General features: G+C 43.0%; 20 protein-coding genes and 1 tRNA gene. 16 read left to right on the top strand and 5 right to left on the bottom strand.

The features are described from left to right. Window positions 1-129: 129 nt before the first annotated feature. The 4 genes from LX64_RS11950 to LX64_RS11935 all read left to right on the top strand — a co-directional run bounded on the left by LX64_RS11950 (window position 130) and on the right by LX64_RS11935 (window position 6,325). Window positions 130-203, top strand: a tRNA-His gene (locus LX64_RS11950). A gap of 182 nt (window positions 204-385) precedes the next feature. Further along, complete coding sequence (locus tag LX64_RS11945; RefSeq protein WP_111597886.1) at window positions 386-940, top strand: DUF445 domain-containing protein; 555 nt, start codon at window positions 386-388, stop codon at window positions 938-940. A gap of 183 nt (window positions 941-1,123) precedes the next feature. Beyond that, complete coding sequence (locus tag LX64_RS11940; RefSeq protein WP_111597885.1) at window positions 1,124-3,676, top strand: outer membrane beta-barrel family protein; 2,553 nt, start codon at window positions 1,124-1,126, stop codon at window positions 3,674-3,676. Between the two features lie 180 nt (window positions 3,677-3,856). Continuing rightward, window positions 3,857-6,325, top strand: coding sequence for a TonB-dependent receptor domain-containing protein (locus LX64_RS11935; protein ID WP_111597884.1), 2,469 nt, complete (start codon window positions 3,857-3,859; stop codon window positions 6,323-6,325). Window positions 6,326-7,675: 1,350 nt separating this feature from the next. On the opposite strand, the gene LX64_RS11930 is transcribed toward LX64_RS11935, so the two are convergent. Both LX64_RS11930 and LX64_RS11925 read right to left on the bottom strand, forming a co-directional pair. Beyond that, window positions 7,676-8,332 (bottom strand): protein-L-isoaspartate(D-aspartate) O-methyltransferase, encoded by a 657-nt coding sequence (locus tag LX64_RS11930; protein WP_111597883.1) that lies wholly within the window; start codon window positions 8,330-8,332, stop codon window positions 7,676-7,678. Between the two features lie 198 nt (window positions 8,333-8,530). Beyond that, the gene (locus tag LX64_RS11925; RefSeq protein WP_111597882.1) at window positions 8,531-8,743 is read right to left on the bottom strand and encodes a hypothetical protein; all 213 of its coding nucleotides are present in this window, start codon (window positions 8,741-8,743) and stop codon (window positions 8,531-8,533) included. 371 nt (window positions 8,744-9,114) lie between these two features. Between LX64_RS11925 and LX64_RS11920 the strand changes: the two genes are divergently transcribed. Beyond that, entirely contained in the window at window positions 9,115-10,836 is a 1,722-nt protein-coding gene (locus LX64_RS11920) for a phospho-sugar mutase (RefSeq protein ID WP_111597881.1), read from the top strand. Window positions 10,837-10,914: 78 nt separating this feature from the next. Then, a complete protein-coding gene (locus LX64_RS11915; protein WP_111597880.1) occupies window positions 10,915-11,856 on the top strand; it encodes a DUF2279 domain-containing protein in 942 nt (313 codons plus the stop codon). 314 nt (window positions 11,857-12,170) lie between these two features. On the opposite strand, the gene LX64_RS11910 is transcribed toward LX64_RS11915, so the two are convergent. Both LX64_RS11910 and LX64_RS11905 read right to left on the bottom strand, forming a co-directional pair. Continuing rightward, window positions 12,171-12,548: a hypothetical protein gene (locus tag LX64_RS11910; protein ID WP_148707289.1), complete on the bottom strand. Its 378-nt coding sequence runs from the start codon at window positions 12,546-12,548 to the stop codon at window positions 12,171-12,173. 60 nt (window positions 12,549-12,608) lie between these two features. Next, window positions 12,609-13,106 carry a phosphoribosyltransferase family protein gene (locus tag LX64_RS11905; RefSeq protein WP_111597878.1) on the bottom strand — a complete coding sequence of 166 codons (498 nt, stop codon included), beginning with the start codon at window positions 13,104-13,106 and terminating at the stop codon, window positions 12,609-12,611. 111 nt (window positions 13,107-13,217) lie between these two features. Here LX64_RS11905 and LX64_RS11900 point away from each other — a divergent pair, with 111 nt between their 5' ends. From LX64_RS11900 to LX64_RS11890, 3 genes are all read left to right on the top strand, one after another. Beyond that, window positions 13,218-14,531: a (Fe-S)-binding protein gene (locus LX64_RS11900; protein WP_245952636.1), complete on the top strand. Its 1,314-nt coding sequence runs from the start codon at window positions 13,218-13,220 to the stop codon at window positions 14,529-14,531. Window positions 14,532-14,594: 63 nt separating this feature from the next. Further along, entirely contained in the window at window positions 14,595-15,374 is a 780-nt protein-coding gene (locus LX64_RS11895; protein ID WP_111597876.1) for a (Fe-S)-binding protein, read from the top strand. Between the two features lie 23 nt (window positions 15,375-15,397). Continuing rightward, window positions 15,398-15,910 carry a hypothetical protein gene (locus LX64_RS11890; protein ID WP_111597875.1) on the top strand — a complete coding sequence of 171 codons (513 nt, stop codon included), beginning with the start codon at window positions 15,398-15,400 and terminating at the stop codon, window positions 15,908-15,910. A 341-nt stretch (window positions 15,911-16,251) separates the two neighbouring features. On the opposite strand, the gene LX64_RS11885 is transcribed toward LX64_RS11890, so the two are convergent. Next, window positions 16,252-18,684, bottom strand: a complete 2,433-nt coding sequence (locus LX64_RS11885) for a TonB-dependent receptor domain-containing protein (RefSeq protein ID WP_111597874.1) — start codon at window positions 18,682-18,684, stop codon at window positions 16,252-16,254. 214 nt (window positions 18,685-18,898) lie between these two features. Between LX64_RS11885 and miaB the strand changes: the two genes are divergently transcribed. The 7 genes from miaB to LX64_RS11850 all read left to right on the top strand — a co-directional run bounded on the left by miaB (window position 18,899) and on the right by LX64_RS11850 (window position 26,587). Beyond that, window positions 18,899-20,320 carry a tRNA (N6-isopentenyl adenosine(37)-C2)-methylthiotransferase MiaB gene (gene miaB, locus LX64_RS11880; protein WP_111597873.1) on the top strand — a complete coding sequence of 474 codons (1,422 nt, stop codon included), beginning with the start codon at window positions 18,899-18,901 and terminating at the stop codon, window positions 20,318-20,320. A gap of 84 nt (window positions 20,321-20,404) precedes the next feature. Beyond that, window positions 20,405-21,643: a sigma-54 interaction domain-containing protein gene (locus tag LX64_RS11875; RefSeq protein WP_111598146.1), complete on the top strand. Its 1,239-nt coding sequence runs from the start codon at window positions 20,405-20,407 to the stop codon at window positions 21,641-21,643. A gap of 79 nt (window positions 21,644-21,722) precedes the next feature. Further along, window positions 21,723-22,238, top strand: a complete 516-nt coding sequence (locus tag LX64_RS11870) for an LptE family protein (RefSeq protein WP_158538603.1) — start codon at window positions 21,723-21,725, stop codon at window positions 22,236-22,238. 23 nt (window positions 22,239-22,261) lie between these two features. Next, window positions 22,262-23,908, top strand: coding sequence for a hypothetical protein (locus LX64_RS11865; protein ID WP_111597871.1), 1,647 nt, complete (start codon window positions 22,262-22,264; stop codon window positions 23,906-23,908). A gap of 13 nt (window positions 23,909-23,921) precedes the next feature. Then, a complete protein-coding gene (gene secG, locus LX64_RS11860) occupies window positions 23,922-24,287 on the top strand; it encodes a preprotein translocase subunit SecG (RefSeq protein WP_111597870.1) in 366 nt (121 codons plus the stop codon). A 157-nt stretch (window positions 24,288-24,444) separates the two neighbouring features. Continuing rightward, window positions 24,445-25,497 (top strand): endolytic transglycosylase MltG, encoded by a 1,053-nt coding sequence (gene mltG, locus LX64_RS11855; RefSeq protein ID WP_111597869.1) that lies wholly within the window; start codon window positions 24,445-24,447, stop codon window positions 25,495-25,497. A 115-nt stretch (window positions 25,498-25,612) separates the two neighbouring features. Beyond that, window positions 25,613-26,587 carry a YihY/virulence factor BrkB family protein gene (locus tag LX64_RS11850; RefSeq protein ID WP_111597868.1) on the top strand — a complete coding sequence of 325 codons (975 nt, stop codon included), beginning with the start codon at window positions 25,613-25,615 and terminating at the stop codon, window positions 26,585-26,587. Window positions 26,588-26,604: the final 17 nt, after the last annotated feature.

Below are 26,604 nucleotides of genomic sequence, written 5' to 3'. Positions count from 1 at the left end.
GCCCATAAAGCATCTTAGAATATCAAGGCTTCACCACTTTCTTTGATATTTTTTTTAAAATCATGCAAAAATATTTGGAAGTGAAGAAGCATTTCTCTTATCTTTGCACTCCGCAAATGACGGTACACGGTGGTCGTAGCTCAGTTGGTTAGAGCATCAGATTGTGGTTCTGAGGGTCGAGGGTTCGAAACCCTTCGATCACCCTACAAAGCGCTAAGTTTTACTTGGCGCTTTTTTATTTTCTACCTATTTACTTTGCAATAAATCTATTTCCATAACAGCTACATCAGCACTTTCCCTATCCCCCTAAAAATCAACTGTTGCAGCCATATTTTCATCAATTTATCTTTTCTTTGCAATTCAATTAACACTAAAGATTTTTCTCATGGTATACCTCATCCCGGTACTCGGCGCTTTCATTGGATTCATTAGCATCTATATCAGCATAAAGCTGGTCTTTAAACGCGTATTACCAGGTCAACAGCAACGTATCGCCCAAGAAGCCGGCGCTTACGTAGCGAACAAGGTATTCTCATTCGACGATATCAAGTCTAAATTGAACGATCCCGCGCAAATCAAAGCGCTTATTCCCCTCGTAGAAACACATATCGATCATTTCTTACGTGTGAAACTACCGGCGAAAATGCCCGTTATTAGCATGTTCATCGGCGATAGCATCGTGAATCAAATGAAAGCTACCCTCGTGGAAGAGCTCGACAACTTATTCCCTCAACTCATCAACCAATACCTCGGCAAACTCGAAGGCGAATTAAACGTACAGCAACTCGTGACCGGTAAAATCGCCGCTATCTCCATTCCCGAAATGGAAACTGCCGTTTACAACAAAATGGGTAGCGCGTTTAACCGCTTATATTTTTTGGGTGCCGGTATCGGTTTACTCATCGGTTTGCTCCAATTGCTTATTGCGCTTAGCTTCTAGCCGATTTTGCTAGAAGTGTGTTAACTACTGTTAATACCTTTGGGCATGCCATTTACGGAGTTCGTCGCTCAAAATGTCCCTTTCATCAAATACCGAGTTTCGACATATTAATTGATTATACTTTTGATACCTGGAAAAAAGGAAATCTAAATCTAAAGTCAAGTCCGAAACTCAAATTTGATAATGAAACAGTGCTACGCGATTCTCGCATTTATATTAGCTTGGCAAATCAATGCTTTTGCACAAAATCCAGCCGGTGCCCCTCCCGGCGGCGCTCCCCGAGGCAATATGCCTAAAGGTGCAGGCGCTCCCCAAATCGGCCGCATTTACGGTAAATTGATCGATGCAACAACAAAACAACCTGTAGAATATGCTTCTGTAGCGATTTTAAGACAACGTGACTCCAGCCTCGTTACTGGTATGCTCACGAAGTCGAATGGCGATTTCAATTTCGAAAACATGCCATTCGGTCCGTTATTAGTACGTATTAACTTCATGGGGTATAAAACCATCTTCAAGAAAGTAACCGTTGCTCCACAAGCTATGGATCAAGATCTCGGCAACATTCGTATCGAGCCGAATTCTAAAACCTTGAACGCTGTGGAAGTAACCGGTCAGAAAAGTGCTTTCCAGATGGGTATCGATAAAAAGGTATTCAACGTAGATAGAAACCTCACCAGCGTGGGGGGTACTGCTACCGATATCTTGAAAAACGTACCGGCTGTAAACGTCGATATCGACGGTAACGTTAAAGTACGGAACGCTTCTCCTACTATTTTCGTCGACGGTAAACCGTCTACCCTCACCCTCGATCAAATTCCTGCCGACGCTATCGAAAGCGTGGAATTGATCACCAACCCATCTGCTAAATACGATGCAGAAGGTATGAGCGGTATCTTAAACATCGTGTTGAAGAAAAATAAGAAAGCAGGTATCAACGGTATGATCCAAGGTGGTATTGCAACAGGCGAAAAATACAACGCCAGCGGTAACATCAACGTTCGCCAAGATAAATTAAACGTATTTGCAAACTATAGCTTGAACGCGAACCGTAACTGGGGTAATGGTACTACCAACACCCAATTCTTCGATCAAAAAGGAGATATCAGTTCGTTCCAAGATCAATACAGTGATCAAGTATCCCGCGGTAAATTCCAATTCGGTCGCTTCGGGTTAGATTACTACTTAGATAACCGTAACACGTTATCGATCTCTCAAAACATTGTAGGCGGTAGCTTCAAGAACTACGAAGATCTGAAAACCGTTTCTTCCGACGCTACCCATGCTCCTACGGCTACTTCACTCCGCAACTCGGTAAGTGAATTCGGTTTCAATAACTACACCACGCAAGTAGGTTGGAAACACTTGTTCGCTAAACCTAATAAAGAATGGACGGCCGATTTCAGCTGGAACAAAAGCAACAACCACCGCGATGGTAACTATAATACCGACTTTACCACGGTGTCGGGCCAAGACCGCCCTTCTACCCTTCAATACCAAAACACGAAAGGTAGCAGCACATTCAGCACCTTGCAAACCGATTTCGTGAACCCAATAGGTAAAAACGGTAAGTTTGAAACAGGTTTAAAAGCCACTTATAGAGATTACTCCAGTAACTACAGCGTATTCGATCACGATGCCGCGAAAGGTATTGATACCTTCAACACACGTTTATCGAACGATTATAAATACAACGAGCAAGTATATGCAGGTTATGTAAACTACTCTAACACAGCGGGCAACTTCGGTTACCAATTAGGTTTAAGAGCAGAACAATACGTGTATGCAGGTGAAAGTGCGGGTGTGAAATACAAACCAACACGCGCTGTACCGGGCCTTTTCCCTAGCGTGTATTTATCGCAGAAATTGAAAAATGAACAAGAACTACAATTGAACTATTCTCGCCGTGTAAACAGGCCGAATTTCTTCCAATTGATTCCTTACCGCGATTTCACCGATCCATACAACCAACGCGAAGGTAACCCTAACTTGAAACCGGAATATACCAACAGCTTAGAGTTCTCTTACGCAAAAACTTGGAAGAACCACAACTTCTTAGCATCGATCTACTTCCGTAATACGAACAACTTGATCTCTACGTACACCGAGCCAATTGCAGGTGATACCATGTTAACAAGATTCGTGAACGCAAATAGAAACAACTCTTACGGTGCGGAATTAACCGTGAAAAACCAAGTAATTAAAGGATGGGATATCACTACAAACGTGAACTTGTTCCAAACAGATTTAACCATCGATAACGATAAAGAAAAAGCAACGAACAGTGGCTTTAGCTGGTTAGCGAAAATTAACTCTGAAGTGAAATTACCTTGGGGCTTAACCTTCCAACAAAACTTCCAATACCAAGCAGATGCTATTGCATTACCTGCCGGTGGTGGCCGTGGCGGCGGAGGCGGCGGCGGTGGATTTATGATGATCCCAACTTCTTCGCAAGGTAAAGTAAAAGGCTTCAATACATTGGATCTCGCCATCAAAAAAGACTTCTTGAAAAGCAAAGCATTATCTGTAACGCTTACTTGGCAAGACGTGTACGATTCTCGTAGATTCGGTATGGACCTTGCGACTAGTTCGTACTCACAATTGGCTTACCGCAAACGTGAGTCTGAAATCTTACGCTTAAACGTAAGCTACCGCTTTGGTAAATTCGACTCTCAAATCTTCAAACGTAAGAATACGAAAGCCGATAACAACATGGGCGACATGCAAAGTTTTTAGATATTAAGTTAACGATCAATCCTCGAAAGGGTCTCTACAACGTAGAGGCCCTTTTTTTATGTTTGGCAACACGGTACTGCCGCCCATCACAATCCCCTATAATATTCAGCCTGCCGCACTACTTTTACCTCGATTCAATTCTATCAACCAGTCCAGTTTAGGCGAACGCAGAGCTAACCTATGATGAAATATTTTGTATGCACATTATTGATGTGCAGTCTATTTTCCTTTCCATTACACGCGCAACAACCCACGAAAATTAGCGGCAAAGTAGTGGACGCAATTTCCAAACAAGGCGTAGAATTCGCTTCTGTTGTGGTTTTACGTGCAATCGATTCCAGCTTGGTAAACGGCGTGTATACCGATGCCAAAGGCTTGTTCTCTTATAGCAACCTGCCCTTCGGCAAATACATAGTACGCGTAACTTTCATGGGATACGAGAAGTTGGAAAAAGGGTTTGAATTGACGGCCCAACATGCCGTAACGGTTTTGCCAACTTTACAACTTCATACCGCCGGTACCAATTTGAAAGCCGTAGAAATTAAAACCGAAAAACCGGCTTTCAGCATGCAAATCGATCGCCAAGTATTCGATGCCGGCAGCATTATTACCGCCGAAGGTGGCACCGGTACCGATGTATTGAAAGGCATTCCCAGCGTAGATGTAGATATCGATAACAACGTTACCCTCCGCGGTAAATCCATTTCTGTATACATCGATGGTAAACCCTCTCCTTTTGGCGACCCGAAAACGGCCCTAGAAATGATACCTGCCGAAACGATCGATCGTATTGAAGTGATTTCGAACCCATCTTCAAAATTCGAAGCACAAGGTGGTGGAGGTATTATTAATATCGTGTTGAAGAAAGATCGCGCCATGGGGTATAACGTAATGATGACCGGCGGAATAGATACACGTGGCCAAATGAATGCAGGCTTTAATGGGAACTTGCGCTTACGTAAATTGAATTTCTTTGGTAGTTTGAATGGTAGATACGGCGACCAAATAGGTTCGGGCTTAAGCAAACGGAAGAATATGTTTGGCGACACGACTTACTTCAATCAAAGCAACGAAAACAAAAACATTTCCCGCGGGCAAAATGGCAAATTTGGGTTTGATTATTATGCTGATAATTATAACACCATTTCTATTTCCACGGGCTTCAGCAATAACTACAATAGCAACGTAGATTCCATTTACTTAAACTATTTAAACAACCTACACGAGCAAACCAAATACAGCAGGCGTAAAAATGCCAGTGAAAGTAACGGTCGCAATTTCAATACCAGCATTAACTATAAACGCACCTTTGAACGAGCGAATGAAGAACTAACGGCGCATGTAACGTATGCTACGTATAATAGTCATAGCAACAGCAATTACAACACCCGCACCTTTGTACAACCCAACGATGTACAACAAAAACCCAACGTGCGACAAAACTTCGGCCGTGGGCATAATTACAACTGGGATTTCCAAACCGACTATACCCGTCCAATAGGCACTAAAGGCAAGTTAGAAGCAGGTGTAAAAGCCAACGTACGGGAGAATGAAAACGACTACATCGCGCTTAACTTCAACAACACTACCCAAGTATTCGATACCTCTATAACCTTATCGAACAGCTACCAGTATAAAGAGAAAGTGTTTGCAGGTTACTTCAACTATGCCAACACCTTAGGTCGTGTGGGTTACCAAGTAGGTTTACGTGCAGAACAAGCCACCTTAGATGGTTATTCCTTCACAAAAGACACGAGCGTGAACAACCGCTTCACCAACTTCTTCCCTAGCTTGTATTTAAAGTACGATTTGCGCAACAACCAGAACTTAGTGTTTAACTATGCTACAAGAACTGATCGCCCGAATTTCGACCAGCTCTTACCTTATTTAAACGACTCCGATCCGCAGAACTTACGTACAGGGAACCCAGCATTACAACCAGCCTTTACGCATAAACTAGAAGGTAACTACACCGTGTATTACCCTAAATCGAATAACTTCTTTACAACGGGTGTATACTATAGTCGTACCGAAGACGTGATAGAACGTGTAAGCATCATCGATACGAAATCTGGCATTACCACTACCTCTCCACAAAACGTAGCCACGAATCAAAACTTAGGCTACACGGCGAGCTATAAAATGCGCTTGTTCAAGTGGTGGACCCATACAACCACTATTAGTGCAGAATATGCGAACATGCAAGGTCGTAACGACAGTACCAACTATGCGAATGAAAACTTGGGAGCGAGCATTAACATCAATAGCAACTTCCGTTTACCCAAGAAATTCAGCATCCAGTTAACCGGCCAATACCGCACCCCCCGGTTAATGGCCCAAGGCACCTTCCGTGCGAACAATGGCATGGATTTAGGCATCCGCAAAGACATGTTAAAGAACAATCGCTTAGTACTTTCCTTGAACATCAGCGATATCTTTTTCACCCGCAACTACCGCTCCTACTATGAAACCCCCACTTTCACACAGGAGTACGATCGCCGCAGAAGTACCCGTACTATCCGCCTCAACGTACGATACCGCTTTGGTAAAATCGATCCGAACCTCTTCCGCCGCAAAAAACAAACCCAAGTAGAAGAGAAAGAAGAAGAACAACCACCCCGCACAACCGGCCGCGAACAAGGCCTCTAAAATAAAAAGCAAAAAAGCTGCCTCGCAAGAGCAGCTTTTTTTGTTATCATCAAACAGTTTTCGCCGAAGCCGCTTTTCTCTATCCCAAAACTACACCCCCTCACTGCACCTAAAAAACACCGTGCCTATATGTGCCGCTTTATGCCGGAATATGCCGGTTTATGCCGCTTTCCCTCAGAAGTCGCACAGCATGAACACCATATGCGCCACCTCGTTCACCCAAATATTCACCGCAGTGAGTTTATCTCAATCCAGTACTACATTTCAGCCGATCTACTGCACTATTTATGTGAAATATAATATCTCCCAATGTTCTTCTAATGTTATTCCAATGGTAACCCCCAGTGTTTTCAATATGGGAGATATATTTGGGATATATTTGGGATATATTTGGGATGTACTTCGGTAGTATTTCCCAATACCCCTCAAAGCACCCAAAGGGAAATGAGTGAAATGCAAAAGCCGTTTAAAGGCATTTCAAAGGCAGGTCCAAGTCTTTCAAAGGGTCGTCAAAGGCTTTTCAAAGGGTTTTCAAAGGCTCGTTAAAGGCAAATCAAAGGGAAGTCAAAGGCTCACCCAATTATTCCCCGCAGTACCCAAAGCAGGTTAAAAATCACCATTCAATTGACTTCCAAGATATTAAGCTATTCACCGCAGTAAGCACCAAATTACCCCCCAATGTTTACGGGCATCTGCAAAGTTTTCTCCGACTCTTTACCGACTTTTACCGACACACCCCCAGTATTGACGCGGGTCGCTCCGACATTTTCCAAGCCTTTTGTCGACAAAAACCTTATCAAACCCCGTATTTTACTTGCATGAAGTAAGCCTTTAGTCGACTATTTCCAATCCCTCCAACATCCTTTGCCTAAACTTTTAGGGACGTTAGGACCTAAAAGTTTCCCAATCCCTCCAACATCCCATTCAAACCTCCATCACCCCAAACCCTCAAATATCCCACCTCCAAAACCATTAGGTCCTAACGCCCCTAAAGGTTTTGCCCCAACCTCCCTAACCCCCAATCAAAACCAGCACCATACAAACAACAACAAACCCACCCAACAAAACAGGCACCACAAAGAACGAACGCCCTTCACCACAGTAGCACCGAAGCCTAATCAACATCCCGATAAAACGCCGACGCAGTCTTTCGGCGTTTTTCCTCCTTTCTTTGGTTACTTTCTTTGGAGAAGCAAAGAAAGTAACAATTAGGATGTAAGATAAATAGACATAACCGCCGCCCCACCAGGAAACAAAAAAGGCTACCTCAAAACGAGATAACCTTTGTAAAAAATATCTTTATTGTATTCACCTACAGCCCCACGTATTCACCTACCGCAAGGCAACTTATTACATCTTCTTCCCCGCTAACATCGGCACAAAAGAAAAATCATCAAATATTTCAGTAGAAAAATCTTCATCCCCCAGCTTCGTAATCCGCATCATCCGTTGCACATCACCTTCCCCAACAGGAATCACCATCTTCCCCCCTACCTTCAACTGTTGCAACAACTTCGCCGGTAAGCTAGGCGCTGCAGCAGTAACAATCACTTTATCAAACGGAGCGTAAGTAGGCAAGCCTTCATATCCATCGCCATAGAAGAAGCGAATATTCCTGTATTTATTTTTGAAAACGAAATTCTTATTAGCGTCGAAGAGTTTTTTCTGGCGTTCGATCGTGTAAACATTCGCTTTTAATTCGGCAAGTACGCAGGCTTGGTAAGCGCTACCCGTGCCTATTTCAAGTATTTTTTCCATAGGTCGTACTTCCAATAATTGCGATTGGTACGCCACTGTATAAGGCTGGGAAATCGTTTGGCCTTCCCCGATAGGGAATGCACGATCTTCGTAAGCAATACCTTCAAAAGCTGTATCTAAGAAGAAATGACGAGGAATATTATTGATAGCTGTCAATACATTTTCATCCGTGATGCCTTTACTCCTAATCGTATCTACGAGTTGCTTACGTAATCCTTTCTGTTTATAATCATCAATATAAGACCGCATGGCCGCAAAAATAACTTGTTTTTACAAATCCGTTCTTGTAAAATTTTTATAGGAGGGGAAGTGTAACGGGAGGAAGCATAGAGGGGGTTAAAATAATAACGCTGGATCTAAAGAGTATTTAAGATCCAGCGTTTGACCATGTATTTGCAAAACATACACGTAAAGTTTAAGTGTTAGGGATAAACACGCCACAGCATGTTATGATTTGCTCACTTTTGTTGCTTTAATCTCAACAACTTGGTGTACATACACTAAACCTTTCCAATCTTGTTTTGCACTATCAGGCCAGATGTGGGCGTTAACGGCTTGTTGTTCAATTGTGGTCACAGGGGCATCAACTACATTACCTTTTTTACAACTTACGGCTAACATGGTAGCAACTACGGCTACGAAAATTTTCATCTTTTTCATGGGATTATTTGTTTTTTTCAAAAAACTTATTTATTATTGCAACACGGTGTGTAGAATCCATTCTACTTCCTTGGTGCGCCGCAAAGATACACACATTTCTTAATATAGCCCAAAATTTTCATGCTTATTTTTCATTTTACGTACAACTACGTGAGGCTCAACGTGTTGGTATGTGAAATTTTTTTTCGTGTATGACGAAAAAGGCCAATTATTGATATAACAACAATTATTTGGCGGAAAATTTGCTGTATTCCAGCCCCAGAACAAGGGCCGAATTATCCCCGTTATGAAGTTCTTCTTTTGTTCTACCCTTTTTTTATCGTTACTTTACAATCCCAATTTTAACAAAGTTGTTTGTAAATAAAGACATTATGGACGCAAACATTCAAAGCAAAGTAGAAGGCTGGTTACAAAGCCCATTCGACGCGGAAACGATTGCCGCAGTAAAACAATTACAATCAGGCTCGCCCGACGAACTGGCAGACGCATTCTACCGTAACCTCGAATTTGGAACAGGAGGATTGAGAGGCATTATGGGTGTAGGTACCAACCGTATGAATAAATATACTGTAGGTATGGCTACACAAGGATTTGCAAACTACTTAAAACAAAGCTTCACCGGCGAAATTAAAATGGCCATCGCGCATGATAGCCGTAACAACAGCCGCTTCTTTGCCGAAGTAGCTGCCAACGTTATGGCCGCCAATGGTATCAAAGTTTTCTTATTCGAAAGCTTACGCCCAACACCAGAATTATCTTTCACTATCCGTCACCTACAAGCCCAAGCAGGTATTGTATGTACCGCATCGCATAACCCGAAAGAATACAACGGTTATAAAGCATATTGGAACGACGGTGCACAACTCGTTTCACCACACGATAAAAACGTGATCCGCGAAGTAGAGAAAATCGCGTCGATCGACGAAGTAAAATGGAATGGCGGTGAGCATAACATTACAATTATCGGTAAAGAAGTAGATGAAGCATACTTGCAAGAGTTGCAATCTCTTTCTATTAACCCGGGTATAAATAAAGAGCAACACGACCTTAAAATCGTGTACACCCCAATTCACGGTACCGGTATTATGTTGGTACCCGAAATTTTGAAACGTTATGGTTTCAACAACGTTCACATCGTTGCTGCACAAGCGAACCCTGATGGTAACTTCCCTACCGTAGTATATCCTAACCCGGAAGAGTCGGAAGCGATGAGCATGGGTTTACAACAAGCAAAAGAATTGGATGCCGATATTTTACTCGGTACCGATCCCGATGCCGATCGTGTAGGCATTGCCGTTAAAAACTTAGAAGGTGAATGGATTTTATTGAACGGTAACCAAACCGCTGCTTTATTATTCAACTATATCATCGAACAACGTAAAGCAAAAGGCTTAGCACAACCGAATGATTTCGTTTGTAAAACAGTTGTAACCTCTGAATTAATTGATGTTTTCGCAGCAGCGCATAACATTAAATGCTATAACGTATTAACAGGTTTCAAATGGATCGCTTCGTTGATTCACCAATTAGAAGGTAAAGAAAACTTTATCTGCGGTGGTGAAGAATCGTACGGTTACATGATTGGTAACAATGTGCGTGATAAAGATGCCGTATCATCTGTTGCAATGATCTGTGAAATGGCTGCTTTTGCAAAACACAGCGGCAAATCATTGTTCGAGCAATTGATTGATGTATATACGAAATATGGTTTCTTTAAAGAACACCTCATTTCTATTACACGCAAAGGCATGAAAGGCGCAGAAGAAATTGCTGCTATGATGCAAGGTTATAGAAGCAATCCACCTAGCACCATCAATGGCGCTAAAGTGGTGAAACTCTACGACTATCAAACCCAAAAAATCACCGACCTCGAAACCGGTGCTACTACTACCATTGATCTACCGGTATCGAACGTTTTACAATTCGTATTGGCCGATGGTAGTAAAATATCTGCCCGTCCTTCCGGAACAGAACCAAAAATCAAATTCTACTTCAGTGTACAAGCGCCATTGCCTAGCAAAGCCGATTTCCACACCGTGGAAAATGCGCTTGATGCTAAAATCAAAGGCATTATCACTGATATGAAGTTATAATACCGGCTTGCATAAAGCTGCATACCGAAACCGGCAGTAAAAGCCGGTTTCGGTATTTTTACATCCGAACCCTACTACATGCCGAAACGGACCATCCTCATATTACTCCTATTGATTGGCCAACTGGGATTTGCCCAGCAAAAATTGTCTTTCACCACTATTCCCGATACCACCGTTAACAGCCGCGTATGGATACTAACCGGCACCACTGCCGTAGCCGCCACCGGTAGCCTTATAGCCCTCAACCAATTCTGGTATAAAGACTATGCCCGTACAAATTTTCACTTCTTCAACGATGGTAAAGAATGGTTGCAAATGGATAAAATTGGCCATACTTACACCGCCTATTTCACCGCCAAATACAGCCGCGAACTATGGCGCTGGACGGGCCTTCCCAAGAAAAAACAAATTTGGTATGGCGCCGCCAGTAGCCTTGCTTACCAATCGGTGATAGAAGTATTAGACGGGTTTAGCACCGAATGGGGATTCTCCTGGTACGATATGGGTGCCAATGTACTCGGCACCGGTATGATGGTAGCGCAAGAGTTAGCTTGGGATGAACAACGGTTTCACTTAAAGTTCTCTTACCATAAAGAAGATTATGGCAACGACCCAGTTGTACAAACACGTACGAACGACATCTTCGGCACACGCTTCCCAGAAAGGATGTTGAAGGATTACAATGGTCAAACTTACTGGCTATCGGCTAATATATTTTCTTTCTCTAAAAACACGTCGCTTCCTAAATGGCTGATGCTTTCCGTTGGCTATAGTGCTAAGAATATGTATGGTGGTGATGATAATACTTGGACGGATGCGAATGGTGTGTATCATGACTATAACAATGTTCCTCGCATACGACAATTCTACTTATCGCCTGATATTGATTTAACGAAAATTCCTACGCGGAAGAAAGGTTTGAAGGTATTGTTTCAAGTGTTGAATATGGTGAAGATACCGGCGCCTACGTTAGAGTTGAATTCGCAAGGGAGGTTACGGGGGTATTGGATGTATTTTTAACCTGCGGTGCGCTAAATTCTTTTTTTTGTTGGTGGTGTACAGGTATTTTCTTTAAGGTTTATTGTGCTTGTATTTCGTCGCTCCAGGGCCGCTCCAAAGGCCCCGTATTGTGTTTCGGAATGTGGTTCTGCGGGCCTCTTGCAAGGATGTTGCTTTTGGGGGGCGTATTGAGGGTTGGGGAGCTATTGTGGTTGGGTGCGGCGGTGTTCCGCATAACCAAGTTTCCTCAACACAATACTGATAGGGGGAAATGCGGGTTTGTGGTTTGTGGTTTGTTTTTTTTCTTTGGGGGGGATTTAATTGGAGGATTGATTTTAAAAGCAAAAATAAATATTCTTCTTTGTCTTAATTGCTACATCGAACATCTTTACTAGTTGTGCTACAATTTCCAATTCTCTTCCTACGAATCTTTCTTTAGCAAAATATAGGCGTTCAGAGATTTGTTGTTTTACTTCGGGGTTTATGATGTAGCCGCCGTTGCCTTCGCTGAGTTGGCTGCCGCTTTCTTCGTTGATGATGTGAAGGATGTGAGAGCGGTTTGTGATGAGGTGTATGTCTTCTTGGGTTAACCAATAGGCGTTGGGGGAGTTCTCTTTTAAATTCTCTCTGCACCAATCCGTTACTTCGTAGAAGCTGAGGAATTCTTCGTCGATATGCTCAAGGGGTACGAATATCGGATACAAGGTGGCCATATGCATGGTATTAAAAAGGACGGATGGCTCCGTCCTTTCTTATGTGTTTTCGAGTATTGTTTACACTAAATATGCTGATAAAATCTCTTCGCCTTCTGTGTCTACCATCACCATTTCTTGAGGGGTGGTGGCGAGGGAGTAACCTACATAGTCGACACTTAAGGGGAACGACTTATGTTTTCTATCTACCAATACGGCGGTTTGAATTTTACGGGGTAAGTTGTTCAAGAAGGGTTTCAAGGCGTATAACATGGTACGACCAGAATTGGCAACATCATCAACTACAACAATTACCTTACCGGTGAAATCTGCTTGTTCAGAGATGGTTACCGTGGCGGGATTTACTTTATCGAGTTGAATTTCCACGACTTGTACTTTAACCGGGGAAATTTTTTCGAGGTGCGCAGCAATCTTGCGGGCAATGATGGAACCACGGTCCCAAATACCGGCAAGGGTAATTTCTTGCTCGTCGCTATTGTGCTCGTATATTTCGTACGCAATACGCGTGATCTTTTGTTCGATAACGTCTTGCGTGAGTATGACTTTCTTATTTTCCATATCCTAGATTGAAATCGCAGGTGTAAAAATACATAAAATGTTGCGCGATTCGCACGCTGTTAGCAGATTATACATTAAATTGAAGCGTCAAACTGGAAGGATATGCAAATAATGCAACAAATTTTTTTCGTAATAGCTTTTGCTGTTGCGGTTTACCTATTCTCGAAGAAGGCGATGCAGATTCGACGCAATATTTTATTGGGTCGTGATGTTAGCCTCAATGATCACCCAAACGAACGTTGGAAAAACTTATTATTATTGGCTTTTGGCCAGAAAAAAATGTTTCGTAACCCATTAGTAGGCGTTTTACACTTTATTGTTTACGCCGGCTTTATTATCATCAACATCGAAGTACTGGAAATTGTACTCGATGGTATCTTGGGTCACCACCGTTTATTTGCGCCCCTATTGGGTAGCTTGTATGGATGGCTGATCGGGATCTTCGAAATATTGGCCGTGGGTGTTACCATTGGCTGTGCTATTTTCTTAGCACGTAGAAACATCGTGAAAATTAAACGCTTCGCCAGCAAAGATTTAAATGGCTGGCCACGTTCCGATGCCAACTACATTTTGATCACTGAAATAGTGTTGATGTTGTTGTTCTTAACGATGAACGCAGCCTACCTCGTGTTACAAGCACGCGGTGAAGCACATTATACACCCGTAGACAACTTCTGGGTAAGCGGGTACTTAACACCTTTATTCGATGGTATGAGTAGCAGCAGCTTGATGGCTATCGAGCGTACGGCTTGGTGGTTACACATCTTGGGTATTTTTGCTTTCCTCAACTACCTCCCGTATTCTAAACACTTACACATTTTGCTGGCTTTCCCGAATGCTTACTACGCTCGCCTAGAGCCTAAAGGCAAAATGGATAACATGCCGGATATTCAACGCGAAGTATTATACGCGATGCAACCCGAGTTAGCAGCAGAAGCGCCTCAATCGGACGTGATGCCTAAGTTTGGTGCGAAAGATATTGATGATTTATCGTGGAAGAACTTGTTAGATGCCTATGCTTGTACGGAATGTGGTAGGTGTTCTGCCGCTTGTCCTGCTACGCAAACAGGTAAATTATTGAGCCCACGTACTATCATGATGAAAACCCGCGACCGTGCAGAGGCTGTGGGTAAAGAATTGAATAAGAAAGTCGATTTCAAAGAGGATGGCAAAACATTGTTGTACGATTACATCACGGAAGAAGAACTGCGTGCTTGTACTACTTGTAATGCGTGTGTGCAAGAATGCCCTGTGAGTATCAGCCCATTGGATATTATTCTCCAATTACGCCGCCACCTCATCATGGAAGCCTCTTCTGCCCCGGCAGAATGGACGAACATGTTCAGCAATATCGAAAACAACATGGCACCATGGAAGATGTCGCCGGATGACCGCGACAAATGGGCGACTGAGCTGAATGGGTAAACACATCTCCCCCATTCACACCAAAACAAACAACATCTATCATCTATAATAAAACGAAAGGCAATGCAAGTAAAATCAATGGCAGAATTTGTAGCAAGCGGCGATACTCCCGATATTCTCTTCTGGGTAGGTTGTGCCGGTAGCTTCGATCAACGCGCGCAAAAGATTACGAAAGCCTTTGCAACCATCTTGGATAAAGTAGGACTAAAATTCGCCATCCTCGGGAAAGAAGAAGGCTGCACGGGCGACCCTGCACGTAGAGCAGGTAACGAGTTCCTCTTCCAAATGATGGCCTATAACAATATTCAAATCCTTAACGCATATAACGTTCAAAAGATCGTTACCACTTGTCCGCACTGCTTCAACACCTTGAAAAACGAGTATCCCGAGTTAGGCGGCACCTACGAGGTGATCCACCACACCCAACTCCTCCAACAGCTCATCGACCAAGGCAAGATTAAAATGAAGGAAGGCGGCACCTTCAAAGGGAAAAAGATCACTTACCACGACTCCTGCTACCTTGGCCGCGCCAATGAAGTGTATGAAGCGCCTAGGCAAGTGCTCGAAATCCTCGATGCCGAGCTCGTGGAAATGAAACGTTGCAGAAGTAAAGGCTTATGTTGCGGTGCCGGTGGCGCCCAAATGTTCAAGGAGGAAGAGAAAGGTACGACCCGTATTAACACCGAACGCGGCAAAGAAGCCGTAGAAACCGGTGCCGAAGTAGTAGCCATGAACTGCCCTTTCTGCATGACCATGCTCACCGACGGCGTAAAAGAAAACGGAGCAGAAGACCACGTGAAAGTGCTGGATATTGCCGAGATTATCGCAAACAGCATGCAATAAGCTTTATTTCGTAATTTTGCCGTATGGACACAAACGTACTCGATATATTACCAAAAGACTTCGCACCCAGTTCAAGGGTGTGGATTTACCAAGCTAATCGTCCATTCTTTGAAAAAGAGGCGATTGAAATCAACGAACAACTCGACCAATTCGTGCAACAATGGAACGCACACGGCGAAGGCGTAAAAGGCTGGGGACAATTATTGTTCAACCAAGTAATCGTCTTAATTGCCGATGAAACCCATACTGTTGTAAGCGGTTGCAGCACCGACAGCTCTGTTCGCATTATTAAAAGCATCGAAAAGCAATATAATGTAAACATGTTCGATCGGTTGTTGCTCGGTTTTATTGTGAAAGAAAAGGTACAGTTGTTGCCTTTGGCGCAAGTAAACTACGCGCTGGAGAAAGGTTACATCACAGAAGATACATTGTATTTGAATAATACAGTGTTGACGTTAGGGGATTTGAAGGAAAATTGGTTGATACCGGTTAAGCAGAGTTGGTTGAAAGCGAAGATTACTTCTTTACAAGGGTAGGTATTACTATAAAGTTTTTTTTTACAAAGGTTATCTCGATTGGAGGTAACCTTTTTTGTTTTCCAGGTGGGGCGGCGGTTTTGCCTGTTTATACTACATCCTATTTGTTACTTTCTTTGCTTCTCCAAAGAAAGTAACCAAAGAAAGGAGGAAAAACGCCGAAAGACTGCGTCGGCGTTTTATCGGGATGTTGATTAGGCTTCGGTGCTACTGTGGTGAAGGGCGTTCGTTCTTTGGGGGGGCCTGTTGTGTTGTTTTTTTTTGGGGGTAGGAAGCTTATTGGGAATAAAAAAGGGCGCTATGGCGCCCTTTTTTATTCAGTTATGTTGGTTTTACTTTATTTAGAAGTACATCATCATCATGTTTGGACGGCGGTTCATGTCCATTTTTTGTTTTTCTAGGAGGTTTTTGCCGCCTTTTAGGATGGTCCAGGTGAATTGGAGGGTGATGTTTTGGTTTTGGGTGTAGTTATAGGAGTTTACTTTGAAGTTCGGGCCGTAGAATTCGCTGCGGGTACGGTTTTTACCCCATGGGTCGGAAACGGTGAGTGTTACGCGGCCTTGGTTGCGGAAGAACTGGTAGGTACCCGAATAGGTGCCGGTAATGAAGGAGGTGCTATTTCCTTGGGGGGTGGCACTTACATTGTAGCCCATATTTGCATTAACGGATAGTTTGCGGTTGATTTTATAACCGGCGAAAATGCTGCTGTTCGAGCTGGTTCCATCACGGAGTACTTGTTGTTGGAATACTTGGTTGTGATAGAAGAAACGGGTGAATGATTGGCCAAAACCGAAGTTGATGCCCTTTTTGCCGTAATAAGAAGCATTGATGCTAAAGCCGAGGCTACTATTGTTGTCAACGTTCTTGTAGGTGGTTTCGTAATGGGTGTCGTCTACCAACTCGCGGAATGATTGAATGATATCTGTTGTTTTGCTATAATCCAAATTGGCGTACCAGTTGAGTGATTTTTTGAAACCACTGTAGCCTACGCTATAACTATTCGAGTTAGAGGGTAGCAAATCGGGGTTACCATAGCGCACATTCAGTGGGTCGGTTAAATCCCGGAAAGGATTGAGTTGCGGGATGCTTGGGCGGTTGATGCGTTTATTAACGTTAGCATATATTCTGTGAATACCTTTTGTGTAGGTAAGCATCGCGTTCGGGAAGAAGTTCGTGTATTGGCGTTCTAACGCAATATCGTTTGTGGTGAACTTAATGTCGAAGTTAGTATGTTCTACACGGCCACCGGCGCCCAAGGTTAAGTCTTTCGTGATCTTCTTCCTGAAACCCAAGTAACCGCCACTCACCAATTGGTGGAAATCATAGGCATTGCTGAGGGTTGGATTGTTTTCGAATTGATTGTTTTCCCACGTAGCATAACCGAAGTTATTATTCGTGGTTAATAAATCGGCTTGTACACCTGTTTCTATAAACCATTTCTTGATGATCTTTCCATCGCTCTCATAACGTAAATACGTACCATAGGCATTGCTGCGGTTGTGGGTGTTGTTCAGTACAATTTGAGAATCTTGTGGTGCATTGTGTGCGTAATCGAAGTACTTTTCGTTGAAGCGCATGTCGTTGTCGGAGATATTGGGTTCTGCATTCAAGCCGAAACGAATTTCTCCATCTTTAATGCCACGGGTCGTTAATTCGCCGCTCAACTGTACACGGTTGCTAAGGAAATCTACGTTGTTGTGGCGCTCACGGGCGTTCAAGTCTTGTTTACCCGTATACGTTTTATAGAGATAATCGGTGCGATCGTCGTTCTTATTGAAGTTCCAAATAGAGAAGAAGTTAAGACTCGTTTTCTTAGAGAAAGTATAATCGAAACTCAGGCGCGCCATTTGTGTCAACCTGTTGGAGCGCCCTTCGGAGTTTTGATCAATAAAGGTAGTATCCTGTAAATAGTTCGCCGTGTTAGAGCGAGCATCATTATATACTGTTTGATAACCGATGCTATAGTTCAAGCTCAACATCAATTTCGATCCACGGTAACTTACATACGCATTTGCACGGTAGTTATTTCTTGATCCAATGGCTAAGTTCGACCAGCCATTCAAGCCCACGTTCCTCCCCTTCTTAATTACGATATTGATTATAGCATCACCATCGGCACTATACTTGGCACTAGGTTCGGTAATTACTTCAATTCTTTCGATAAAGTCGCCTGGAATTGATTGTAATAAATCGGCGATCGCGGAAGCAGATTGGTCGGATGGACGGCCATCGATCATTACTTTTACGTTTTTACCACGTACCGTTATTTTACCATTAGCATCTACTGATACAAGCGGGAGATTGCGGAGTACATCTACGGCATTTGCCCCAGCCCCGATAATAGATTCGCCCACGTTGTAGACCGTCATACCCGTTTTAAACTCAACCAAAGGTTTTTCTGCATATACGACGAACTCTTCGAGCATTTTGGCATCTTGTTTCAGTACAATATCTCCCAAATTAAAAGAAGGTCGGTCGTTACGCACCCTAATACTATCGATCACGCGGGTACCAAATCCCAGCAAGTTAATTTTTACACGGTAGGTGCCATTCTCCAAACCGGTAATTAAGAAATTCCCATCGGGTTGCGATTGAGTACCCTTTACTAGGGAGCCGGAGTGCATATTAAATACGCCTACGCTTACAAAAGGCAATGGTTTCCTCGTGGAATCTAAAACAGTGCCCCCAATGGCGCCAGGGGCCGACGACTGTTGCGCATTCACAATAAGGCAACTAAACAAATAGCAGGTTAGAATAGCGATAAAACGGTGCATATGATTTTGGTTATGTCTACTTACGAATTATTCGTAAATTAACTAAACTTTTAGTATTAATTCAAAGAAAGTTTCTGTTAATTATATCCTAAATACCTTCTATTACCCTGCTAGTAAGGGTTTCATGTAGACGGATTTTTCCATCTTTTTTCGCTGTCATTCTGTCATTTTTCCCTTGAATTATGTATTTTTGCAGTCCTTAAATCTGAATGGAATGCTGGAAACAGTCAATAAAGTGCACGACGAAAGCCGTCAAGGTGAAGCTTACGCTCCTGCGGCAGAACAAGATATGACCCTTGCGAAGAAGTTTTATATTGAAAGCTATGGCTGCCAGATGAACTTCAACGATAGTGAAATTGTGGCTTCCATCCTTCAACAAGAAGGTTATGGTGCTACGCGTAATTTTGAAGAAGCTGATTTAGTTCTCTTAAATACTTGCTCGATCCGTGAAAAAGCGGAGCAAACTGTACGTAAACGCTTAACGGAGTTCCGTAAGTTCAAACGCGACAAACCCGGTTTGCTGGTGGGCGTGCTTGGTTGTATGGCCGAACGTTTAAAATCTAAATTCCTCGATGAAGAGAAATTAGTGGACATGGTAGTAGGCCCCGATGCTTACCGTACCTTGCCTGCTCTCATCAGCGAAGCAGAAACCGGTCAAAAATCTATCAACGTATTATTAAGCCGCGAAGAAACATATGCCGATATCAGCCCTGTTCGTTTAGACAGCAACGGTATCACGGCCTTTGTTTCCATCATGCGTGGTTGTAACAATATGTGTTCGTTCTGCGTAGTACCTTTTACCCGTGGCCGCGAACGCAGCCGCGACCCGCTTTCTATCGAAGCGGAAGCAAGAGATTTGTTCGAAAGAGGTTACCGTGAAGTAACATTACTAGGCCAGAACGTTGACTCTTACTACTACGTAAACGACGACAATACGGAAACCATCAACTTCGCGAACTTATTAGAGCGCGTAGCCTTGATTAGCCCGTTATTACGTGTTCGCTTCAGTACTTCTCACCCGAAAGACATTACGGACGAAGTATTACATACCATGGCGAAACACGAGAACATTTGTAAATACATTCACTTACCGGTACAAAGCGGTAGCACACGTATTTTACAATTGATGAACCGTACTTATACAAGAGAATGGTACATCAAGAAAGTAGAACGTATCCGCGAGATTTTGCCGGAATGTGCTTTGTCGACCGATATTATTGTGGGTTTCTGCACGGAAACGGAAGAAGATCACAAAGACTCCATGGATATGATGGAGTTTGCGCGTTACGATTTAGCGTATATGTTTGCTTACTCTGAACGCCCGGGTACCTTGGCTGCGCGCCGTTACCAGGACGATATTCCTGAGGATGTAAAGAAAAGAAGGTTGACAGAAATCGTTACCATTCACCGTGTGCATTCGTTAGAAGCCATGCAACGTGATGTGGGTAAAACTTTGAAGGTGTTGATCGAAGGAGAATCGAAACGTTCGAAAGATGATTTGTTTGGAAGAACGGATCAAAACAAGGTGGTAGTTTTCCCAAGAGAGAACTACGCGAAAGGTCAATACGTTATGGTAAAAGTACACGATTGTACTGCGGGCACTTTATTGGGCACAGCAGTAGAATTTTTAGGATAGTAGCGTTTGCGGGTGATTAGCCCGCAAATGTTTTTTATAAAGAATTGGGTAACCCGGCCATCATCAGCATTAAAAGCATTCGCCATGGATAATATTCAAAGCATTAAAAATAGGTTTGGCATTATTGGCAATTCGGCAGCATTAAACTACGCGTTAACCGTTGCCGCCCAAGTAGCAAACACCGACTTAACCGTGTTAATTAACGGGGAAAGTGGTGTAGGTAAAGAAGTTTTCTCTCAAATTATTCATACACTTAGCGCCCGCAAACACAACCCTTTCATAGCAGTGAACTGTGGCGCCATCCCGGAAGGCACGATTGACTCGGAATTATTCGGCCACGAAAAAGGATCGTTTACAGGAGCCGTAGATAGCCGTAAAGGTTATTTTGAAACGGTGAATGGCGGTACAATTTTCTTGGATGAAATTGGTGAGATGCCATTAGGCACGCAAGCCCGTTTATTGCGCGTATTGGAAACCGGTGAATACATCCGTGTAGGTTCTTCCAAAGTGCAGAAAACAGACGTGCGTGTAATTACGGCTACGAACCGCGATTTATTGGATCATACGCAGAATGGGAAATTCCGGGAGGATCTATATTACCGTTTAAATACCGTTCCTATTAGGGTGCCGGCTTTACGGGATCGTAAAGAAGATATTCCTTTATTGTTTAGGAAGTTTTGCGTGGATTTTGCAGAACGCTATAAAACAACCAGCATCCAGTTGGATGATGAAGCACGCGATATTTTAGTGAACTACCCTTGGAGAGGTAATGTGCGTGAATTGAAAAACATGGCAGAACAAATCTCCGTGTTGGCGACCGACAAACATGTAACAGCAGAGGAATTGCGCAAATTCTTACCAGAGCAAATGTCGACCAACCAATTACCGGTATTAGCCAGTGGTGGTAAATCTTCATCCAACGATTTCAACAGCGAAAGAGATATTCTTTATAAACTCTTCTTCGACATGAAGAAGGATGTAACGGAATTGAAGAAGATGTTCTTCGACATCTTGCAGAACCCGTCTATTGCGCACTCGCCTGCTTACCAGGATGCCGATGTATTGCATAATTATAGTTCGGCAGATGTAAATACTTCCACCGCTATCACACCGGCGCAACCGATCTTGATCTCTAATAACAACGACAAAATTGCTCACCACGAAGAAGTGGAAGAAACGTTATCGATTGCTGATAAAGAAAAGGAACTGATCGTAAAAGCCTTGAAAAAGCATAAAGGTAAACGGAAAGATGCGGCCTTGGAATTAGGCATCTCTGAAAGAACTTTATACCGTAAATTGAAGGAGTATAACATTAACGACTAGTTGCCAACTTACTTATAAGAGAAAATATATTACAAAATATTTTATGTTTAATAAATATCAGTTTACATTTACAGTTCCTATGGCCAAATTATTGGGAATAGTGCCGGTAGCACTGTTGTTTGGAATGCTTAGCGGATGTACGATTAAATACACAGCCAATGGTGCGAGTATCGATCCAGAAGCGAAAACCGTGAATGTACATTTTATTGAAAACAGGGCGCCGAACAATAACCCCACACTTGGCCAGAAGTTAACAGAAGGGTTGCGTCAAAAGATTTTAGCGCAAACGAAGTTGACACAAACAAATGAAGCTAGGGCGGATTATGATTTCAAGGGCACGATCACGGGGTATTCATTCTCCAACGCTGCTGTTACGCAGATTGATAAACCTGCAACAGCCCGTTTAACAGTAACTGTGAACATTACCTTTACGAAACGTATCGGCGACAAGAAAGGATTCCAACAACAATCTTTCACCCGTTCAGCCGACTTCGACGCGCAAAAAACGCCAAGTGAAGTAGAAGATGGGTTGTTAAGAACAATTATCCCGCAACTTGTAGACGATATTTTCAACCGCGCCTATGCTAATTGGTAGAAATATTTTAATATTTTAGCAATATGACCGCGAACAGGATCGTTCAACATATTTTTAAACAAGACTTGCAACAAGTACCCTTAGTGGAACTGGAGCAACTTGTGGCAGCACACCCTTACTTTGCCGCTGCCCGCTTGTTACTTGCGCACAAAATTTTCGCGGAAGAACAGAATATGCATGATACGGCGTTGAAAGAAGCACAATTGTACAGCGCTAATACCCATCACTTCTACCAGTTTATTACGAAAGAAGAGCATGAGCAAGACGAGGACATTACCGTTCCGTTAGCGCAAACAACCGAAGAATTAACGCCTACGCCTGTTGAGGATACCATTCCGGCCATCAAAATTCAAACAGACGATGATGAATGGGATGATGAAGTAGACATGCCGCAAAGCGAAGTTACCTTTGTTAAACCGGAAGAACTTATCATACCGGCATTCCCGCAAGTCACCTCCAACTTCCACGAAGAAGAAGATGATGACGACGATCACCCGGCGGATTTATATATAGAGGATGAAGTGTTGGTAGATGTACATGCATCACCGGAAGAAAAATCGGTTGACTGGCAGGAAGAGGATTTAGATCATTTTGTTATTGAAGATAATGATGATGAATGGGAAGAACCGGCAAGTTTAGGGCTTACCGCCAATACCCATGAAACGGATATTGCTGATGCCGATGTAGAAAAACCGCTTATCGCCTACGCCATTCATCAAGAAGAAGTACCCGCCGCTACCCAACAAGTGGAAGAAGTACAACCGCTGATCGTAATCGCTGATAACGACGATGAACCGGAACCAGCTGTTATGGTGGCACCGCTAGTTGCCTTCGCCGAAACCGATGCGGAACATATTGAAGAAGAAAAACCAAGTATAGAAATAGCCGATAACGACGATGTGTTGGAGCAACCTGCTGCCGTAGCCATTCCTAGTGAATTTAACGAAGCAGATGCAGAAATTGAAGCAACGGAAGATGACATCGTTATCAGCCCGGCAACGAACGAGCCAGTGGAAACGACCCTCCATGAGCAAGAGAGTGAGCAGCAAGTAGCAACAAACATGGAAGAGCAAGCAGCAGCAACAACCGAATTACCGCAAGAGATTCTTGCCGTAGGCACACACACCGACGAAATAACCGCAGGAGAACCAAGTACCTTGCAGAGCAATATTAACGGTATCTTTATCACCGAAGATGGCCCGATCAAGATCAAGCCATTCGAACCGGAAGAAATTACCGACGATACCTTGTTATTCCAACCACTTTACACGGAAGATTACTTCGCGTATAAGAAGTTACAAAACCCGGCAGAAGCTGAGATGATGAACCAACTCAGGCAAGCCGAAATGAAGAGCTTCACGGATTGGTTGAGAAAGATAAAAGACGATTTTTCTGGTAAAACCTCGAAGGATTGGTACCAACAACAATTGCACCGCCTTTATGAAGATGAAACACCAGAAGTATCGGAACGCGTAGAAAAAATGGCCATCGACTCTATTACCTTGCAAGACGACATCGTAACAGAGACATTAGCCGAAATTTGGGCAGCGCAAAAACAGTATAAAAAAGCAATTTTAATCTATCAAAAATTAAGTTTGCTTTATCCCGACAAAAATCTTTATTTTGCGCAAAAGATAAAAGAACTCGAATTACAAACCAGGCAATTATAAATAGTAACGATTTATGTTAATTTTATTTGGAATACTTATCGTGTTAGCTTGCGTACTTTTAGCCGTTTTCGTACTTGTACAAAACCCTAAAGGTGGTGGCTTAAGCGGTTCATTCGGTGGTATTGGAACACAAGTGATTGGTGTACGTCAAACAACAGATGTACTTGAAAAAGGTACTTGGATTTTGGCTACTATCATCGCTGTATTGTGCTTAACTTCTTCCATTTTCATTGGTAAAGGCGGTCAAACCGGTGCTACGCAAGATAAATCTATCTTCGAGAAAAATGCAGGTAAAGCAGCGCCAGTTTCTGCTCCAGCACAAGCACCTCAACCACCAGCAGGTAATACAGTTACTTTACCAGCTGATTCAGGTAAATAATCAATTTCATTGATATACTTTTTTAAAGGCCTCGTCTCTATTCTATAGGGACGAGGCTTTTTCTTGAGCAGCCAACAACGCATTACAACCATATCTTGTTGGAGTCAATCGCTCCTTGTAAATTTGTTCCTAGCCTTACGCTCCTATTTCAATCAACATGAGTAAAAAACAAAGCAAAACCAAACAAAACAGCACGGTGAAACGCATCATCGTGGCCGTATGTTGTTTATTAGCAGGCGTTGCCGTGTACTTGGCTTACCAAGTATTTGGTCCTACTGCCCGCCCCTATGGCGATCAAAAGTATTTTTACATTCACACCGGCAGCACCTACAACGATGTATTGAAAGGTTTGCAGGCCGATGGCTTTGTAAAACACCCGAAGGTATTCGACTTGGTTGCCAACCAATTGGATTATCCTTCACACGTAAAAGCCGGTAGATACGAGATCAAAAAAGGCATGAGTAATTTCGAAATTGCCCGTATGTTACGCAACGGTCGCCAATCGCCCGTTCGCCTCGTTATCAATAAACTGCGCACCAAAAACGATTTCATTAAACTAGTAGATAAAAACCTGGAAGCGGATTCCGTTTCGCTCAGGGCCCTTTTAAACGATAACGTATACCTCCGCCAGTTTGGCCTGGATACGCAAACCGTGATGTGCGGTATTATGCCGAACACCTACGAGTTCTTCTGGAATACCAGCGCATCCAAAGCGTTCGAAAAGATTGAAGCAGAATACAAAGAATTCTGGACACCAGAACGCATTGCCAAAGCTACCGCGCAAGGTCTTACCCCGAATAAAGTAATTATCCTTGCTTCCATCGTGGAAGAGGAAACGAATAAGAACGACGAGAAATCGACCATCGCCAGTGTATACCTGAACCGTTTACGCAAAAACTGGCGTTTAGGAGCCGATCCAACCGTGAAATTTGCCATTGGCGACTTTACCCTTCGTCGTATCTATAACGTACACACGCAATACGAATCGCCGTACAACACGTACCGTGTATTTGGCTTGCCTCCCGGCCCTATTTGTACACCTAGTATAGCCTCTATCGAAGCGGTATTAAACCCGGTAGTAAGCGATTACATGTTTTTCTGTGCAAGGGCCGATTTCTCGGGTTACCACGCATTTGCGGTAACACCTGCAGAACATGAAGCCAATGCTAAAGCATACCGCGATGCATTAAGCGCCCGCAACATTAAATAAACCCGAACGTATTTTGCATAAAAGCATCCCGGGAATTCAACCGGGATGCTTTTATTTTTTGATATATTTTGATAATATCACGTAACCCTTATTTTTACATCTCTACAAGCCTGCTATGATTAATATTGAACGTACAGTAAGAACATCAAGACCCTTCAGGCGAATCGTCGACAAATCGAAAAGCTGGATATTACCCGGCTTCGAAGGCGCCGTGCTATACGACGTAGTGAAATTCTTCTTGCAAGAAATCAAAACAAGAAGTCTTACCGACCGTGCAGCCGCTATTTCCTTCAATTTCTTGTTGGCCATTCCGCCGTTTTTTATCTTCTTGTTCACGCTCGTTCCTTTTATTCCATTACAGAACATAGAGCCTACTTTATACGACTTAGCCAAAAGTCTTACCCCCAACTACTCTAGCTACCTCGTTGTACGTGAAATGATCCACGATTTCCTCTATACCCATAGGAATGGCTTGTTATCCATCGCGTTTTTGATCGGTTTCTATTATTCGTCTAATGGCGTAATGGGTATACTCCGTTCTTTTGAAAAGATGCTACCCGGGTTCAAGAAAAGAACATGGTGGCAAAACAGGCTAACCGCTTTCAAACTAACCTCCTTATTAGTGTTGTTAGTATTGATTACCTTGATTTTAACAATTACCCAAGGTTCTATCTTAACATGGATCTTGGAAAAACTACATATCACCGATAACATTACCCGCGTTATGATTGGTGCCGTTCGCTGGGCTATCATCGTAGCGTTATTCTTCTTTATCATCTCCTTTATTTACCGCTTCGGCCCTGCTACCACGAAGAAATGGAAATACATTACACCGGGTGCCGTAGTAGCCGCTGTATCGATGATTGTTGTTACATTGGGGTTCTCATTTTACGTAACCAACTTCGGTAATTACAATAAGATATATGGTTCCATTGGTACCATTTTAGTACTTATGTTATACATCTATTTAAACTCGTTTATTTTGCTGATTGGGTTTGAATTAAACACGAGTATTGGTGCTTTGAAAGAAATTGCACGTGCCCGGGCACTCGAAGCCTCGTTGCAGGAGACAGAAAATAATGTTAAATAATAAGGAAAGAAAAAGGG

Source organism: Chitinophaga skermanii, from assembly GCF_003259335.1.
GTDB lineage: Bacteria > Bacteroidota > Bacteroidia > Chitinophagales > Chitinophagaceae > Chitinophaga > Chitinophaga skermanii.
The sequence above is the reverse complement of the archived record's forward strand: the minus strand, read 5'-3'. Positions and strand labels throughout refer to the sequence as shown.